12 protein-coding genes are annotated in these 16,844 nt (G+C 69.8%); 5 read left to right on the forward strand and 7 right to left on the reverse strand.

The features are described from left to right. Positions 1-287 precede the first annotated feature (287 nt). The 5 genes from yidD to AB0M54_RS21490 all read left to right on the forward strand — a co-directional run bounded on the left by yidD (position 288) and on the right by AB0M54_RS21490 (position 5,832). Positions 288-533, forward strand: a complete 246-nt coding sequence (gene yidD / locus AB0M54_RS21470) for a membrane protein insertion efficiency factor YidD (RefSeq protein ID WP_364323799.1) — start codon at positions 288-290, stop codon at positions 531-533. A gap of 21 nt (positions 534-554) precedes the next feature. Next, positions 555-1,625, forward strand: coding sequence for a transporter substrate-binding domain-containing protein (locus AB0M54_RS21475; protein ID WP_364473541.1), 1,071 nt, complete (start codon positions 555-557; stop codon positions 1,623-1,625). Next, the gene (locus AB0M54_RS21480) at positions 1,622-2,647 is read left to right on the forward strand and encodes a hypothetical protein (protein ID WP_364473285.1); all 1,026 of its coding nucleotides are present in this window, start codon (positions 1,622-1,624) and stop codon (positions 2,645-2,647) included. Before AB0M54_RS21475 ends, AB0M54_RS21480 begins: the two co-directional genes overlap by 4 nt. An 80-nt stretch (positions 2,648-2,727) precedes the next feature. Next, complete coding sequence (locus AB0M54_RS21485; RefSeq protein ID WP_364473287.1) at positions 2,728-3,465, forward strand: Stp1/IreP family PP2C-type Ser/Thr phosphatase; 738 nt, start codon at positions 2,728-2,730, stop codon at positions 3,463-3,465. Positions 3,466-3,486: 21 nt separating this feature from the next. Continuing rightward, entirely contained in the window at positions 3,487-5,832 is a 2,346-nt protein-coding gene (locus AB0M54_RS21490; protein ID WP_364473542.1) for an EAL domain-containing protein, read from the forward strand. Positions 5,833-6,126: 294 nt separating this feature from the next. Here the strand turns inward: AB0M54_RS21490 and AB0M54_RS21495 are convergent, their stop codons facing one another. The 7 genes from AB0M54_RS21495 to AB0M54_RS21525 all read right to left on the reverse strand — a co-directional run bounded on the left by AB0M54_RS21495 (position 6,127) and on the right by AB0M54_RS21525 (position 16,819). Next, the gene (locus tag AB0M54_RS21495; protein WP_364323281.1) at positions 6,127-7,344 is read right to left on the reverse strand and encodes a cytochrome P450; all 1,218 of its coding nucleotides are present in this window, start codon (positions 7,342-7,344) and stop codon (positions 6,127-6,129) included. Between the two features lie 256 nt (positions 7,345-7,600). Continuing rightward, positions 7,601-8,278, reverse strand: coding sequence for a hypothetical protein (locus tag AB0M54_RS21500; RefSeq protein ID WP_364473289.1), 678 nt, complete (start codon positions 8,276-8,278; stop codon positions 7,601-7,603). A gap of 174 nt (positions 8,279-8,452) precedes the next feature. Beyond that, entirely contained in the window at positions 8,453-10,408 is a 1,956-nt protein-coding gene (locus tag AB0M54_RS21505; protein WP_364473291.1) for a response regulator, read from the reverse strand. Continuing rightward, positions 10,401-10,850: a response regulator gene (locus tag AB0M54_RS21510; RefSeq protein ID WP_364323289.1), complete on the reverse strand. Its 450-nt coding sequence runs from the start codon at positions 10,848-10,850 to the stop codon at positions 10,401-10,403. Before AB0M54_RS21510 ends, AB0M54_RS21505 begins: the two co-directional genes overlap by 8 nt. Then, entirely contained in the window at positions 10,847-12,079 is a 1,233-nt protein-coding gene (locus AB0M54_RS21515) for an ATP-binding protein (RefSeq protein WP_364473292.1), read from the reverse strand. Before AB0M54_RS21515 ends, AB0M54_RS21510 begins: the two co-directional genes overlap by 4 nt. A 235-nt stretch (positions 12,080-12,314) precedes the next feature. After that, entirely contained in the window at positions 12,315-13,607 is a 1,293-nt protein-coding gene (locus AB0M54_RS21520; protein ID WP_364323293.1) for an ATP-grasp domain-containing protein, read from the reverse strand. After that, positions 13,604-16,819 (reverse strand): amino acid adenylation domain-containing protein, encoded by a 3,216-nt coding sequence (locus AB0M54_RS21525; RefSeq protein WP_364473294.1) that lies wholly within the window; start codon positions 16,817-16,819, stop codon positions 13,604-13,606. Before AB0M54_RS21525 ends, AB0M54_RS21520 begins: the two co-directional genes overlap by 4 nt. Between the last annotated feature and the right edge of the window lie 25 nt (positions 16,820-16,844).

Here is a 16,844-nt window from a genome sequence, read left to right on the forward strand (position 1 = left end):
GGCCCATGTGCGCGACGTAGATGCCGAGGATCGGATCGAGGCCGCCGGGCAGCGGTGCGCACCTATAGGCACCACCCCTGGCCGGGGGTGGGATCCCGACCGTCGCACCCATGCGCCACGATGGCTCCATGTCGTCATCACGCAGGCACTTGCCGTCGTGGCTCGGGGGCCACCGGCACGGCCATGGGCACAAGCGGAAGCGGAAGAAGGGCAGCTGGCTCGACGGCTGCGACTTCTGCGACTGCGATCTGCCCTGCTGCGACTTCGGCCTGCTGTCGACCTCGCTCCTGCTGGCCGCGCGGACGCCGCTGTCCGAGCGCGCCGCCACCACGGCCATCCGCGGCTACCGGCGCTTCTTCTCGCCCCGGGTGCCGGTGAAGTGCCGGTTCGAGCCGTCCTGTTCCGCCTACGCGCTCGAGGCGGTGACCCGGCACGGCACGCGCGCCGGGTTGCGCCTCGCCGCCGCCCGGCTGCGCCGTTGCCGCCCGGGTGTGCCGTACGGAACGCACGATCCTGTCCCGCACGACCGTTGAGGAGGCCGTGTTTTGGGTGAAGTGAGCCGCCGGACCTGGCTGCCGCGTCGTCGCGGCGACGAGGCGAACCCCGAAGACCTGCCCGCCGACCCGTTCCCGCCCGAGCCGCCGCCGCCCGAGCCCGAGTCGGTGCCGATGGAGGCGCCGCCGCGGGTCACGCTGGCCGCGGTGCGCCTCGCCGCGCTCGGCCTGGCCCTGGTGCTGACGATCGGGATCACCATGGCCCGGCTGTTCGTCGGCGGGCCGCCGTCGGTCGAGGAGTTGCGGGCGCGGGCCGGGGTGGACAATTGGTCCACGATCGCCATCGGCGTGAAGGACGATCAACCCGGCACGGCCGAGCGTCGCGAGGACGGCACCTGGGCGGGGTTCGACATCGAGATCGCGTACATGATCGCCGAGGATCTGGGTTTCCGCCGGAGCGAGGTGCGCTTCTACGGGATGGAGAGCGAGGATCGGGCCCGGATGCAGGCCAACGACCCGGACGGCAAGCGGGTGCCGGTCCAGATGGTGGTGGCCAGCTACAGCATCACGCCGGAGCGGGAGGCCCGTGACGAGGTGACGTTCTCCCAGTCGTACCTCTACACCGAGCAGTCCGTGCTCACCCTGCACGGCCACAAGAAGGTGTCGGCGCTGGAGGACTTCAAGGGCAAGGACGTCTGCACACTGTCCACTGCGACCAGTGCCTCCGCGCCCGAAAAGGCGAAGGCGGTCGTGCACCAGCGCAACCGGATCAGGGAGTGCGTCGCCGACCTGCGCGCCGGCGACGTGGACGCGGTCACCACCGACGCGGCGATCCTGGCCGGGTACAAGGCGAGGTTCCCGACCGAGTTCGACCACTGGGACCTCGGTCTCGACTCGACCGAGCGGTGGGGCGTCAACGTGGGCCAGAACCAGGCCCTGAAGACGCTGGTCGATCTCACCCTCTACCGCTCGCTGAAGGACCCGCAGGACAACCGGTGGGAACTCGCCTTCGATCGGAACTTCCAGGCCGAGGTCCCGCTGAACAAGGGCACCCCGATCGCGCAGGCGCAGCAGCCCGACGTGACCAAGCCGCGGGTGCGTGAGCAGCCGTGGGAACGGGTCGTCCCATGACCGACATCTACGTCAAGGACGGCGGGGTCGCGCCCCGGCGCCGGCGGGCCCAGCTCAACTGGCTGCTCACCGCGCTGCCCGCGTTCCCGCTGGTGCTGCTGGTCCTGCGGGTCTGGTATCTGAGCCGGCAGGACCTGCCGACCATGCTGCTGCTGGTGCAGTACATCAGCCCGCTCGGCATGATCAGCGCGCTCGGCATCACGCTGATCTGGGCGGTGCCCGCGGTCATCCTGGTGCTCCGGGTGCTCGGCGGGATGCTGCTGGTCAGCGCGCCCGCCGAGGCCGGCCGGTCGCTGCTCGCGGTGACCGCGCTGCGGATGCCCGACTGGGTGGTGCTGCTGGCCGCCGGGCTGGCCGGGCTCACCTGGCAGTTGCGGCTGCTGCCGGTGCTGCTCATGCTGGTCGTCGCGATCATGGGTCTGACCGCGTTGCAACGCTTCCAGGCCGACCGGTGGCTGATCCCCTGGGTCACCGTGGGGGTGCCGATCGCGGCCGGGTTCCTGGTGCTGGTGTTCGTGGCGCCGGGCATCCGGGAGGCGCTCGCGGTGGGCGAGTACGACACCGCGCTGCTCCTCGGCGTACCCCCCTTGCTTGGTCCTTTCCTCACCGGGCCGGTGCCGTCGCGGGCCGCCCGCTTCGCCACCCACTGGCCCGCGGTCGGCGCCACCCTGATCGCGCCGCTGGTGGTCGGGCTGCTCTTCCTCCGCGCGCCGGTGCTGCCGAACAGCGCCGTGGAGATCGGGCCCGAGGGCGGCAAGGTCACCGATGTCGTACGCGGCCAGCTGATCGCCGTCGACGACACCTCGACCACCGTGCTGGGCCGCGGCGGCCAGGTCACCTTCCTGTCCAACGATCAGGTCCGGTCCAAGACGCTGTGCCCCGAACCGGTGCACGGCCCGGACAGCGTCGTGGTGGTACGCGGCTGGGCCGCCGAGGCCTCCGCGCTCACCTGGCTGGCGCCCGTGGTGCCCGCCACCGACATCGATCCACGCTGCCTGGGCCGCCCGCTCGCGCCCGGCTGACAACGATTTCCTCGGCGGCATCCGCGCCACGCCGCCGACCGGCTAGAGACACGGTGGACATGACCTGGCAAGCTTCCGCCATGACCTTGCACCTCCGGTGGGCGGCCGTCACCGACCAAGGACGCGTCCGCAGCAACAACCAGGACGCTTTCTACGCCGGTGACCGCCTCCTCGTCGTCGCCGACGGCATGGGAGGGATGGCCGCCGGCGACGTGGCCAGCCGCCTCGCCGTCGACGCGATGGCCTCGCTCGACGTGGCGATCGACAACGAGCAACAGATGGATGCTCTGCACAAGGCGCTCGAGGCGGCCAACGGCCGGATCGCCGAGACGGTCGCCGAGGACACCGCCCTGCAGGGCATGGGCACCACGCTCACCGCGGTCATCTTCTCCGGCGACCGGGCGGCGCTCGCCCACGTCGGCGACTCGCGGGCCTACCTGCTGCGCGACGGACGGCTCAACCAGCTCACCAAGGACGACACGTACGTCCAGATGCTCGTCGACCAGGGCCTGATCCGGCCCGAGGAGGCGGCCGGGCACCCGCGGCGGGCAGTGGTCACCCAGGCGTTACAGGGCGAACCGGTCAGCCCGTCGTACGTGATCGTGGAACCGCAGCCCGGCGACCGCTGGCTGCTCTGCAGCGACGGGCTCACCACCGTGGTCTCGCCGGAGGCGATCGAGGCCGTGCTGCTCGAGGTGGCCGACGCCCAGGACTGCTGCAAGCGGTTGCTGGCGCTGGCGCTGGAGGGCGGCGGGCCGGACAACATCACCGTCATCGTCGCCGATCTGACCAGCGAGAACCAGGCCGACCTGGGGTAGGTTACACCGGTCGTAGTGGCGATGACCGGGGTCCGGTTGGTGGTGATGACGACGGCGCGGCTGAGCACCACGCGGATGCTGCCCGTGGCGGTGGCGCTGATCGCGCTCATTGTCGCGGCCGGTGAGTTCGTCGTACCCGCCGGTGACGGCCGCCGTGTCTACCACGTCCTCATGCAGCTGATCGTCGGCGTCGCGGCCGCGGTCGTCTGCCTGACCATGGCCACCCGCCGCGAGGACGCCGGGCGGCGCTGGCGGCAACTCGTCGGCATCGGGCTGGCCGGCTGGGCCGCGATGCGGCTGTGGTGGCTGATCCGCGCGTTCGCCGACCCGGACGGCCTGGCCCGGCTGCGGCCCGGCGACGTCGGGTTCCTGGTGCTGCCCGCGCTGATGTTCGCCGGGCTCCTGATCGGCGCGGCCGCGTTGCCCCGGCCGGTGCCGCTGCCCGGACGCCGCGACCTGGTCATCCTGGTCATCGACAGCGTGCTGCTGGCCGGGTCGCTGATCGCGCTGGTCTGGTCGCTGGTGCCGGAGCGGGTGTTCGAGCAGGGCGGGCGGACCCCGACGGTGCTCGCGCTGGCCGTGGCGTACCCGGTCGCCGATCTGATCCTGATCGCGATGGCCGTGCTGATGCTGATGATGCGGCAGGGCGGCGGCGCGGTCCGGCGCCAGCTCCGGCTGATCGCCGCGGCGCTGGCCGCGTTCGGCGTCGCCGACACGTTGCGGCTGTTCGACCTCGGCGCGGACGGGCTCAACCCCGCCGCGGCGGCCGGGGCGCTGCTCGGGCCGGCCCTGCTCGCCCTGGCCGCGCTGGCGCCCGGGGCCGCCGCGGGCGACCTGAATTTGGCCCGGCGCGAGCGGGACTGGCTGCACCTGCTGCTGCCGTACGTCCCGGTGGTGGCGACCGGGGTGGTGATCGCGGTCCGCACCGGCACCGGCGGGCAACTGACGTCGTTCGAGGCGTACCTCGGCTGGCTGGGTCTCGGTCTGGTGGTGGCCCGGCAGATGTTCACGATCGTCGACAACCTGGTGCTGCTCTCCCGGGTCACCGAGGGGCAGCGGCGGATGCGCCACCAGGCGTATCACGACCCGCTGACCGGGCTGGCCAACCGGGCGCTGTTCCGGGAACGGCTGGACGCCGCGCTCGCCGCCCGCAGCGCCCACGGCGGCCCGCTGGCGCTGCTCTTCGCCGACCTGGACGACTTCAAGCTGATCAACGACAGCTTCGGGCACGCCATGGGCGACCGTCTGCTCCGCGCCATCGGCGAGCGGCTGCTCGGCGTGGTGCCCTCCGGCGACCTGGTGGCCCGGCTCGGCGGGGACGAGTTCGCGGTGCTGCTCGACCATCGCGCGGCCGACGCCGAGCTGATCGGCAACCGGATGCTGGCCGTGCTGCGCGAGCCGTTCCCGATCGACGGCCACACCATCGGGGTCGGCGCGAGCATCGGCCTGGTGCTGCCCGAGCCCCACGACCGCGACCTGACCGCCGACACGTTACTGCGAAGAGCAGATGCCGCGATGTACGCCGGGAAGCGCCGCGGCAAGGGAACGATGGCGCGCTACTCCGGTGGCGCCGACGGCGGCCCGCACGCCGACCTGCCGCACCAGCTCGCCCAGGCGCTGGCCGGCGACCCGTCGGCGGCCGGTTTCGAGGTCTACTACCAGCCGATCGTCCGCTTCACCGACGGCGTCACGGTGGCCGTCGAAGCCCTGGCCCGCTGGAACGACCCGGTCGCCGGGTTCGTCGACCCGGACGTCTTCGTGACCGTGGCCGAACGCACCGGCCTGGTCGGCGCGATCGACGACTTCGTGCTGGACCGGGCCTGCGCCGACGCCGCCGTGCTGGCCAACATCTACGGCCGGCCGATCGACGTGCACGTCAACGTGTCGGCGGCCCGGTTCTGCCAGCAGGGCCTCGATTCCGCGGTGCTGGCGGCCCTCGACCGGCACGCCGTGCGGCCGTCCCGGATCGTCGTCGAGATCACCGAGACCCGGCGGATCCCCGACCTGCCGCGGGCCATCGAGGTGGCGACCCGGCTGCGGGCCGCCGGGGTGCGGCTGGCCCTGGACGACTTCGGCAGCGGCTACAACGCGCTGGCCCAGCTGCATTCGCTGCCGGTGGACATCGTCAAGCTGGACGCGACCCTGACCGACGTCGAGGTGTCACCGGAACGCTCCGAGGCGCTGTGCCGGTCGGTGCTGGCGATCTGCGAGTCGCTGGGGCTGACCGTGGTCGCCGAAGGGATCGAGACGGCGCCGCGGGCGCACGCGATGGCTTCGATGGGATGCCCGCTGGGGCAGGGTTATCTGTTCGGCCAGCCGGTGCCGCCCCATCGTCTCGGCGAACCGGCCCACCCCCTGGTCTCGTAGACCGGCCAGGTGTTGAGCCGCCGTCCCCCTGGTCGCGGATGAAGTCGAGATGAGCTTCTGTACTAGTGACATTGATCAATGGGGTTTGTAGGCCGGAGGGATGAGATATCCCGCAGCATCGGTAACGCGGATGCTGCCGCAAACTACCGCTAGGCCCGCTTCCACATTCGCCACCGGGGCCGGCGCCCCGGAAGCGAATGTGAAACAGAACCTGGCCGAGCGGGCCCGGTCCTCTCCATCACCGAGGACGAGCCCGCTTCCCGGCAGCCGGCCTCAGCACCCTCCGCACGTCGCTCAGAAGGTGACGTCCAGAGAGGAGAGACGGTGGCCGAGCGGCGGGGTCGGCTGCCAGGCCGGAGACCGGTACGCCGGCGCGATGTCCGGGCAGCGGTCCAGCAGGATCCGGAAGCACTCGTCGGTCTCCATCCGCGCGAGCGCCGCGCCCAGGCAGTAATAGGTGCCCATGCCGAAGGCGAGGTTCCGGCCACGCTTGCGGTGCAGGTCGAAGGTGTCCGGGTCGGTGAAGTGCTCCGGGTCCCGGTTGCCGGCCATCAGCGCCAGGTAGACGCGCTTGCCGGGCGGGATCGGATGACCGTGCAGCTCGATCGGCTCGGTGACGGCCCGGCCGATCACGCTCGCCGGGCCGTCCAGGCGCAGCATCTCCTCGACCGCGAGCGGCGTCAGGTCCGGGTTCTCCTTGAGCAGCGCGAGCTGGCCGGGGTTGTCGAAGAGCAGCACCAGGCCGTTGGCGATCAGGTTGGCGGTGGTCTCGTGGCCGGCGAAGAGCAGCAGCACGCAATTGGCCACCGCCTCGTCCTCGGTGATCTGCCCCTCCGCCTCGGCGGCGACGAACATGCTCAGCACGTCGTCGCGCGGTTCGATGCGGCGCTCGGCGGCGATCACGCGCAGGTAGTCGTGCATCTCGAGCATGCTGCGCTGGGCCTGGCGCAGGCCCGGCACGTCTCCGTTGCCGAAGACCGCCAGGATGTCACGGGACCAGAGCTGCAACCGCTCGCGGTCGCTGGTCGGCATGCCGAGCATCTCGGCGATCACGTTCGCCGGCAGCGGGTACGCGAGGTCGCGTACGACGTCCATCCCGCCCTTGCCGGCGACCGCGTCGAGCAACTCGTTGGTGATCGCCCGCACCCGTGGCCGCAGCCGGTCCACCATGGCCGGGGTGAAGTAGCGCTTGAGCAGTTGCTGGAAGCGGACGTGCTCGACCGGGTCGGTGTGTCCCATCCACATCTCGATGGACCGCCGGACCGGGGCCAACTCCTCCTGTTCGGCCGGCGTCAGGCGGAGCAGGCTCTGCGTCATGTTGGCGGTGTCCATCCGCTTGTCCCGCAGCGCGGCGACGATGTCCGCGTGGCGGGTGAGCAGGTATCCGTCGAACTGCGGGAGCCGAGCGAGCGGACTCTCCGCGCGCACCCGGTGCAGGAAGGCGTTCGGATCCGCCTGCACCTCGGGGGTGAAGACGTCGTAGTCCCGGATCGTCGCGGTTTGATCACTCATGGCCGCGATTCTGCCTACTTCGGTGATCCATCTCCATGCCGGAATCCGCAATGGACGATAAACCGCAGCTAGGGCGTGTTTCATAGCCCGGCCCAGCGATCTCTCCTCGCGCGGCACCTCTTTACGTACATGAGGTTTCTGCTTCCCGGCCTCATCGAGCGTGGTGGACGCGATCATCAGCGCCGCCGAGCTGCGCCCACGGATCATCGAGGAGATCGAGCACGGCAGGAAGCTGACGGCCGGGGAGGCCACCCGCTCAGGAGCGTTCGAGGCGGCGCGCCAGATGGCGCCCGGTCGCGCTGTTCCGGGCCTCGGCGATCGTGGCGGGAGGGCCGGTCGCGACGACCTGGCCGCCCGCGTCCCCACCGCCCGGGCCGAGGTCGATGACCCAGTCGGCGCCGGCGATCGTTTCCAGGTCGTGCTCGACCAGAACGACGGTGTTGCCGGCGTCGACGAGTCGGTGTAGTTGCCGCAGCAGCAGCGAGATGTCCGCGGGGTGGAGTCCCGCGGTCGGCTCGTCGAGCAGGTAGAGCGCGTGGCCGCGGCGGGCCCGCTGCAACTCGGTGGCAAGTTTGATGCGTTGGGCCTCGCCACCGCTGAGCTCGGTCGCCGGCTGGCCCAGCCGCAGGTAGCCCAGCCCCACCTCCCGGAGCGTCTCGAGGCTCCGGGAGGCGGCCGGCAGGTGGGCGAGGAACTTGGCGGCGTCGTCGACGGACATCGCCAGCACGTCCGCGATGTTCTTGCCGCGGTAGGTCACCTCCAGCGTCTCCGCGTTGTACCGCGCGCCGTGGCAGGCCGGGCACGGGGCGTACGTCCCGGGCAGGAACAGCAGCGCGAACTGGGTGCCCCGCGACGCCGTTGAGGCTGGCCTGTTACCGCTGGTCGTCGTGTTGGTGCTGGCCGGCGGGTGCGCCGAGCCGCGGCTGCCGATCACCTGGCGGCCGCTCGATGAGGCCGGGCACAACGGCCTGCGTCATCGCGCGGGAGGCCGTCGAAGGCGATCGCGGGTCCGGTGCAGAGGTATGGGCGGCGATCCGCGATGAGGCTCTCCGCTCCGATCGGAACTTCGTGCGGGATCGGGCCGAAACCCTGGATCGCGACATCCAGACTACCGCCGGTCCGACGCGCTGTTCAGCGTCGTCTGGATCTGCCGCAGGAGCGTGTCGGCGCTGAACGGCTTGTCGATGATCGGCACTCCCTCGGGAAGCTCGCGGTCGCCGTCGGCGGTGTAGCCGGACATGAAGACGATGTGGATCGAGGGACGGACGGCGAGCACCGTCCGGATGAAGTCGAGGACGGGCATTCCGGGCATGATGACGTCCGACAGGAGGAGGTCGAACGACAGTGTGTGGTCGTGGACGAGCCCTAGCGCTTCTTCTCGGGTGGCAGCGTCGGACACCTCGTATCCGCCGCGGGTCAGCACCCGTCGGGTGATGGTCCGGATGTCGTCGTCGTCCTCGACCACGAGGATTTGTTCGCCTCGGCCTGCGCGTGCTTCGCCGGCTGGCCCGTCCGGTGCGGTCGTGGGTGCCGGCGGGTCGGCGGCCGGCAGGTAGACGGTGATGCGCGTTCCCGCACCCGGTGCGGAGTCGACCGTGATCGCGCCGTACGCCTCCTGGACGGCGCCGTAGACCGTCGCCAGGCCGAGGCCGCTGCCCTGACCGGTGCTCCTGGTGGTGAAGAACGGTTCGAACGCCCGCTGCTGGACCTCCTCGTCCATTCCGCAGCCGGTGTCGGCGACGGTGAGACACACGTAGCGCCTCGATGGTGGCTGGTTGCCGATGGCGGTGGCGGGCACGTCATTCGAGCTTGCCGTCCGGATGACGAGATGTCCTCCCTCCGGCATCGCGGCGCGCGCGTTGACCACCAGGTTCATGATGATCTGTTCCAGGCGGCTGGGGTCGATGGTGACGAATTCGAGATCCGGCCGCAGATCGGTGCTGAACTCTATGTCCTCTCCGATCGTCCGGCGCAACAGTCGCTCGATCTCGCCGACCACGTCATTCAGGTTCACCACGACGGGATGCGACGGTTGCAGTCGGCTGAAGATGAGCAGCTGGCGGGTCAGAGCGGCGGCCCGCCGGGCGGCATGGTCGATGTTTTCCAGGTCCGGACGGCACGGATGGTCGGGGCCGAGTTCGTCGAGCACGAAATTGGTGTAGCCACCGATCACGCCGAGGAGGTTGTTGAAGTCGTGCGCGACGCCGCCGGCGAGCTGGCCGAGGGAGTCCAGCCGTTCCACCTGGTGCAGCTTCCGCTCGAGTTCCTGTCGTTGCTCGGCGGCCTCGACCTGTTCGGTGATGTCTCGGAGAATGCCCTCGACGGCGGTCGGTACGCCGGCGTCGTACACCGTGACGAGCCGCTGTTCGGCATAGGCGCGACTGCCGTCGGGCCGCGACCAGCGCAGGGTGAGGGGACCGTCCGGCGGCGACTGCCAGGACCGCCGCATGAGGTCGCGGTCTTCCGGTTCCAAGATGTTGAAGAGCAGTTCCGGCTGCTCGTACAGCTCGTCCGGCAACAGCCCGGTGACCGTGGCTATGGCGGGGCTGATGTATTCCAGTGCGGGTACCGGGCCGGGCCGGAATCGGAACAGCACGTCTTGGAGGTTCTCCGCTACCAGCCGGAACCGTTCTTCGCTGTCGCGCAGCGCCGCCTGTGCTCGCCGCCGATCCTGGCGGTCGCGTGCTTCGCGCAGCTCGCGTTGCACTGCGGGACCGAGGCGAGCGAGTTTGTCTTTGAGTACGAAGTCATGTGCGCCGGCACGCATCAGCGCGGTGGCGGACTCCTCGCCGATCTGACCGGAGACGACGATGAAAGGCACATCCAGTCCGGTTTCACGGAGCAACCGCAGCGCCGCCTCCGCGTTGAACGCGGGCATCCCGTTGTCGGAGATCACGATGTCGGGTGCCTGGTGGAGTAGAGCGGCGGACATCGCCTCGGCGGTCTCGACGCGTTCGTAGGCGACGCGCAGACCGGTGCGGCGCAGACGGTTAGCCACGAGGACGGCGTCGTCTTCGCTGTCCTCGATCAGCAGCAGCCGGATGTCGTCCGGCTCGTCAGTCATGAAGCCGTCCCGCCGGTCGGTTCACCAGCAGCCAGTACATGCCCAGCACGCGCACCGCCTCCAGGAATTCGTCGAAGGCGACCGGTTTCCGTACGAAGCTGTTGGCTCCGAGGTCGTAGGTGTTCACGATGTCGCGTTCCTCGGTCGACGTGGTGAGGACGACCACCGGCAAATACTTGGTACGGGGATCGGAGCGGATGCTGCGCAGCACCTCCAGGCCACTGACCTTGGGCATGTTCAGGTCCAGCAGTACCAGTGCGGGCAGCGCATCGGTGCGGCCTGCGGGCGGTTCGCCCGGCGGGAACAGGTGCCGCAATGCCTCCTCGCCGTCGGCGGCGATCTCCACGGGGTTGGTGATGTTGTTCTTTCTCAGCGCACGTAACGTGAGAGTCACGTCGTCCGGGCTGTCGTCGATGATCAGGATCTTGCCGTCGACGGTCATGGCTTCCCCTTTGCCCCGCTCATCAGGTTGAAGTAGAACGTCGCGCCGTGGCCGACCTCGGCCTCAGCGAAGATGTGGCCACCGTGACGTCGGACGACGCGAGCCACGATCGCGAGCCCGATGCCGGTGCCCTGAAAGTCGGCGGTCGTATGCAGCCGCTGGAAGGCATCGAAGAGCTTGTCGGCATAGGCCATGTCGAAGCCCACGCCGTTGTCACGTACGAAGAAGAAGGTCTCACCGGAGCGGACGGCCTGGCCCACTTCGATGACCGCGTCGGGCCGTTTGCCGGTGAACTTCCAGGCGTTGGCCAGAAGATTCTGGAGGGCGAGCCGTAGGAGTTGAGGATCGGCTTCAGCGACAAGGCCGTCCGGGACGACGAGCGTGACATCGCGGGGCGGATCGGCCGCCCGCAGCTCGGTCACGACGTCCTGGCTCATCGCCGTGAGGTCGATCTCGCGGCGCTCCAGGTCGGCTCGGGTGGCCCGGGACAGACTGAGCAGGTCGTCGATCATCCGGCCCATGCGTCCCACATTGCGCTGCAACCGGCGCAGGTAGTCCTTGCCGCCGTCGTCGAGAACGTCGCCGTAGTCCTCGAGCAGCGCGTCGCTGAACCCGTGCAGTGAGCGCAGCGGCGCCCGTAGATCGTGCGAGACCGAGTATGCGAACGCGTCGAGTTCTTTGTTGGACGCCTCCAGCTCAGCCGTGCGCTGCAGAACCCGGGTCTCGAGGCTCGCGTTGAGTCGTCGTACCTCGTCCTCGGCGCGCTTACGCTCCGTGATATCAGTGGAAATGCCACACACGGCGTAAGGGTCGCCGGCGCTGTCGAGCACGGGAAACTTGACGGAGATGTAGGTGCGCTCGCCGTCGATGCCCTCCGCTGTCTCCTCGTACTGGACCGACTTGTTCCCCGCCGCGACCCGGAGATCGTTCTGCCGCAGCTGGTCTGCGAGTTCGGCGGGGAAGACGCCGTGGTCGGTAAGGTTGATCACGTGGTCTCGGGTGACCCCGAACAACCGCTCCCACTCCTTGTTGACGAGCAGGTACTGGCCGTTGTCGACCCGCTTCATGTAGATGTTCGACCCGGTGTTGTCAATCAGCTTCTGTAACTGGTTGTGACTGGCGGCCGCCTCGTCCTGTGCTTCGACACGGGCTCGGTCCGCGCGCCTGACGATGTTCAACGCGTACACCCCGAAACCGCCGAGCACGGCCACCTGGGTGGCGATCAGCATCGCGGTCGACCGGTCGGCGTGGTCGAAGACGAGCAGGCAGCCGAGCGCTGAGCTGGCCACAACGGCGGCCGCCAGCGCTCGGCGCAGCGCCGCCGGGGCCGCCCGGGCGAGGAGTTGCCTCAGGACCGCGATGCCTCGTGGCGGCCGAGGCTGCGCGCTGACCGCAGGACTCGTTGACATGGCGGCCCCCGGTTACGCACTAGCTACGGTGAAATGACGCTACCACCCTGCGTAATCAGGCCGTCTCAGTTTCCGGGCTGCCGGACGAGTTCTCGTACTCGATGTGCAGGGTCCGGTCGACAAGGTCCACCAGGCGCCGTACTTCTTGGTGAGCCGACGCGGACCCGTGCACGATGCCCAGATACGTGAGCGTGCCCTGCCGCCAGTCCAGTGCCGCACCCGGCTCCACGAAGATCTCGATGAGGTGGATACCGGTGGCGCGGCCGAGTTCGTCGAGCCCGTCGAGACGCCGCAACGCGACCGCGTCCATGGGCGGAGTGAGAAAGTACTGGAACGCGTGCCGCCGGTACGCCGTGGGCGGCGGCGGGGGGCAGGGCCGCCCCAGGGCTATTGTCAGCGCGGCCCGTACGAGGTCGAATCCACGTGCGCGTCGCACCAGATCGGCGACGTATCCGCCGAGCCGGCCGTTGACCTCGATGATCCGTGGACCGTCAGGGGTGAACTTGATCTCCGTGTGGGTGATTCCGTGCCGTACTCCGAGGGCCGCGAGAGCCGATCCGGTCAGTGTCAGCACTTCCTCCCGCCGGTCCTCGCTCAGCGTGCTGGGCACCACGTAACCCGTCTCCCTCAGTGGTGGGGCGAGGGGGAACTTCCCGGTCACCTCGACGTGCCGGATGTCGCCGTGCGAGGTCATCGACTCGACCGAGACGTAGTCGGCCCAGTCCGCTCCGGCGACCGAGGAGTCGCCGGCCAGCAGCTGCTCGACGACGAAATCGATGCCGGCGCCCCCTGCCGCCGGATCCGTGAAAGCCCGGTACCGTCCGGCGGCCTCCTGCCGGCTGCGGACCGTGCAGGTGCGTGCGCTGGCCGCGCCGTGGCGGGGCTTCAGAACCGCCGGAAGACCGACCGCGTCCAGAGCCGGATCAAGGTCAGCGAGATCGCGTACGATGCGGCATTCGGTGTGCTGCACGGATGACTCGGCGAGTATCCGGCGTTGCGTGTACTTGTCGGTCACCGCCGCAGCGGTGTGCACGTCGAGGAAGGTCAGACCGAGACGATCGGCGAGGGCAGCGGTCCGCCTGATCTGGCTCTCGCTGAACGTGACAATGCCGGCGAGGCCCGCGCATTCCGGTAGGGCGAGAATCTCGTCGTCGGTCAGGCCGGTGATGTCACCGACCTGTGCCAGCGTACGAAGCTCGTCGAAGAGCGGCCGGACGTGAGGCAGGTCCCGGTCGCACAGGAAGACGATCTCGGCCAGGGCGCGGGCGGAGGCGAGGATGCTCATCGGGCTGGCGGAGCCGAAATCGAGCACGACAGCCAGCCGGGGCAGCCGTTCCGGGCTGGTCATGCCGTTCCGTGGCGCGCGCCGGTGATCTCCCGGCCGGCGCCGGGGGCCGGGAAATACCCGCACCGCTGGAAGAAGCGCACGTAGTGGTGCAGCAGCGCGGCATCGACCGGAGGCGTCGAGAGGGCCGATCCCGCCAGCGCCCTCTCGGCATTGCTCCGAGCGAAACGGGGGAAGTGCGCGGTGAAGTACATCTCCTTGACCACGAGACCGCTGCGCGGGCACCGATCAACCCAGAGCGGCACGAACGGGGTGAACGGGTGCCGGGGGTTGTCGGCGACGAACGCCACCGCCCGGTTCACCCACTCGTCGAACGGCAGCGTGCGGATCCGGTAGCCCTGCTCACGTAGGACCTCGGTCATGTCGGGCAGCGTCGCCGGCCTCGGATTGGTCAGATGATAGGTGCGTGTCTCCTGGGTACGGGTCAGCGCGATGTGCACGATCTGCGCCGCCAGCACGTCGACCGGCACAAGATCGAGCGACAGTTCGATGTCCGGCGCGATGAGCGTGTCGACGATCAGCCGCAGCAACGCGCACGTGGCGTTCTCCAGATTCCACGCCCCGTGTGCTAGATCGCCGGACACCTCGTACGGACGGTGGATCCCAACCGGCAGTCCATCGCGTGCCGCACGGCGCAGCACTGTCTCGGCCACCCACTTGGTCTCGGTGTAGCCCATGAACAGGTACTCCGGGTAGGCCAGCGGCGTGTCCTCGGCCACGTCACGCACCCCCGCCGCCCCGAAGCCGGCCAGCACAGCCAATGTGGACACGAAATGCACGGGGATGCGCCTCGGCATCGCGAGTCGCACGATCTCCCGTGTGCCGCCGACCGTGACCGGCGCCAGCTGGGAGTAGGGGTAGGTGAAGTTCACGTAGGCGCCGGCGTGCAGGACGAGATCCAACCGATCGGCCAGCCCGTCGAACTCCGCGGCCGACAGCCCGAGACGCGGACGACCGAGGTCGCCGGCCAGCGGACGCACCCGGTCGGCGGGAAGATCGCCGAGCCCGTACCGCTGCTGCCCATCCACCAACCGGCGTCGGGCCCGGTCCTCGTCGGCCGCACGGACCAGGCAGTAGACCTCCGCATCGGTGTTCGTCAGCAACCGGCGTAACAGATAGCCGCCGAGGAAACCGGTGCCACCGGTCAACAGAATCGCCCCGCCCTGGAAGCGCCGCGGCGCGATGATCCGGTCGTGATCGGCCGGCGACCGTGGCCGAGCCACCATCGGCGGCGGGCCGTCCGGCCCCGGGATGGTCCCGAACTCGGCGTCGAGTCCGCTCTCACGCCGGAAGTCGGGATCCAGCGCGGCGCTGTTCTGGTCGAGGAGGCCGGTCCGCGCCTCCTGCACCGCGGCCGCGCAGGCGGCGAGGGTCGGGTCGGCCAGCAGCCGCGAGGTCAGGAACCGGCCCTGGGACCGATCGACACCGAAGATCGTCTGTAACCGGACGAACAGGCGCGCCGCCAGCAAGGAGTTGCCGCCCAGGTCGAAGAAGCTGTCCTCGAGACCGACCGCGTCCGGCTCCACGTCGAGGACTTCCGCCCACAGCCGCGCGAGACCCACTTCGATCGGTGTCCCCGGCCGGCGGACGGCCGACGAATCGCTGTCCGCGCGGTCCGTGCCACGCGAAGTGCCGGACGCGAGCACCGCGAGCGAGGACCGGTCGACCTTGCCCGTGGCGGCCAGCGGAAGGCGGTCCAGCGGGACGATCCGCGCGGGGAGCATGAAGTGCGGGAGGCGGGCGGCAAGGAACGCCCTGAGTTCCGGCACTGTCACTCCTCCCGGCTCGCTCACCGTTCGGTCCGGCGCCGAGCCGCGATCCGGCTGGTAATAGGCGACGATCATCCGCGTGTCCGGGTCGTCGCCGGTGACCACGACGGCCGCGGCGGCAACACCGTCCGCGCCGGCGAGAACCGCCTCGATCTCGTCCAGCTCGACCCGGAAACCGCGGATCTTCACCATCCGGTCCCGGCGGCCGAGGAAGTCGATGTCGCCGTCCGGCAACCAACGAGCCCGGTCACCGGTACGGAACAGTCGCGCGCCGGGGCGGCGGCCCAACGGATCCGGCACGAACCGCTCGGCGGTCAGCGCGGGATCATTGACGTATCCCAGCGCGACGCCGTCGCCGCCGACCCAGAGCTCGCCTTCGACGCCGACCGGCACCGGCCGGCCATCATCGTCCAGGATGTGGCAGGTGGAGTTGGCCACGGGGCGTCCGATCGGAATCCGTGCCGTCCCCTCCGGCACATCGGTGATGTGGCGGGTCGTCGAGAAGGTGGTGTTCTCGGTCGGTCCGTAGCCGTTGAGCAGCCGCTCCGGCGGCGCGCCGGCCAGCACCCGTCGCACCAGGGCCGTGTCGAGCACGTCGCCACCCGCGATCAGGCAGCGCAACCCGGCGAACATGCCCGGCAGAGTCCGCGCGCACTGGTGGAACACGCCGGCGGTCAGCCACGCGACCGTGACGCCGGCACGTGTGAACAACTCGTCCAGCCGAATCGGATCAAGCAGGGTGGCCTGGTCCACGATCACCAGTCGGGCGCCGTTGAGCAGCGCGCCCCAGATCTCGAACACTGACGCGTCGAACGCCGGATGGCCGGTGTTCGAGATCCGATCGGCCGGAGTGATCCGAAGGTGGTCGGCGCCGACCACGAGCCGTGCGACGGCGCGATGCGGCACGGCAACGGCCTTCGGCACACCGCTCGACCCGGAGGTGAACATGATGTAGGCCAGATCGCCACCGCCGGTTGCGTGCCGCGGCGGCCTTCCCTCGAAATGGTCCGTGGCGGCGACCGAGGCGACATCCTCCAGGATCCCCGCGGTGCCCGGCAATCTGATCACGTGCCGGATTCCGACCTGTTCGATCAACGTCCTGAGCCGGCCGGCCGGATCCTCAGGATCCAGCGGCACGTAGGCCGCACCGGCCTTCATGATGGCAAGCATCCCGGCCGGCGCCTCGGCGCACCGCTCGCCCAGCAGGCCCACGGTGTCGCCGGCCCGCACCCCGGCCTCGGACAGCCGGGCGGCCAACGCGTCGGACCATCGATCGAGTTCCGCGTACGTGACACAGCGATCGCCATCGACCACCGCGGTCGCGTCCGGACACCTCGCCACCTGCCGCGCGAACAGATCCACGATCGAGGAATCATCGGGGTAGTCGGTCACCCGGCCGGACCAGTGGGCCGGCGGTGGCACAGCGCCGGATTCGTCAACAGTCATGGTCAGACCTCCGCCTCACCTCGAG

It is taken from the genome of Actinoplanes sp. NPDC051470 (assembly GCF_040682035.1).
Lineage (GTDB): Bacteria > Actinomycetota > Actinomycetes > Mycobacteriales > Micromonosporaceae > Actinoplanes.

Coding starts and splice junctions, on each gene's coding strand:
- AB0M54_RS21510 (WP_364323289.1), bottom strand. CDS start 10,850: ATGACCGTCGACGGCAAGATCCTGATCATCGACGACAGCCCGGACGAC.
- AB0M54_RS21515 (WP_364473292.1), bottom strand. CDS start 12,079: ATGCTGATCGCCACCCAGGTGGCCGTGCTCGGCGGTTTCGGGGTGTAC.
- AB0M54_RS21480 (WP_364473285.1), top strand. CDS start 1,622: ATGACCGACATCTACGTCAAGGACGGCGGGGTCGCGCCCCGGCGCCGG.
- AB0M54_RS21495 (WP_364323281.1), bottom strand. CDS start 7,344: ATGAGTGATCAAACCGCGACGATCCGGGACTACGACGTCTTCACCCCC.
- AB0M54_RS21525 (WP_364473294.1), bottom strand. CDS start 16,819: ATGACTGTTGACGAATCCGGCGCTGTGCCACCGCCGGCCCACTGGTCC.
- AB0M54_RS21520 (WP_364323293.1), bottom strand. CDS start 13,607: ATGACCAGCCCGGAACGGCTGCCCCGGCTGGCTGTCGTGCTCGATTTC.
- AB0M54_RS21485 (WP_364473287.1), top strand. CDS start 2,728: ATGACCTTGCACCTCCGGTGGGCGGCCGTCACCGACCAAGGACGCGTC.
- AB0M54_RS21505 (WP_364473291.1), bottom strand. CDS start 10,408: ATGACTGACGAGCCGGACGACATCCGGCTGCTGCTGATCGAGGACAGC.
- AB0M54_RS21490 (WP_364473542.1), top strand. CDS start 3,487: ATGACCGGGGTCCGGTTGGTGGTGATGACGACGGCGCGGCTGAGCACC.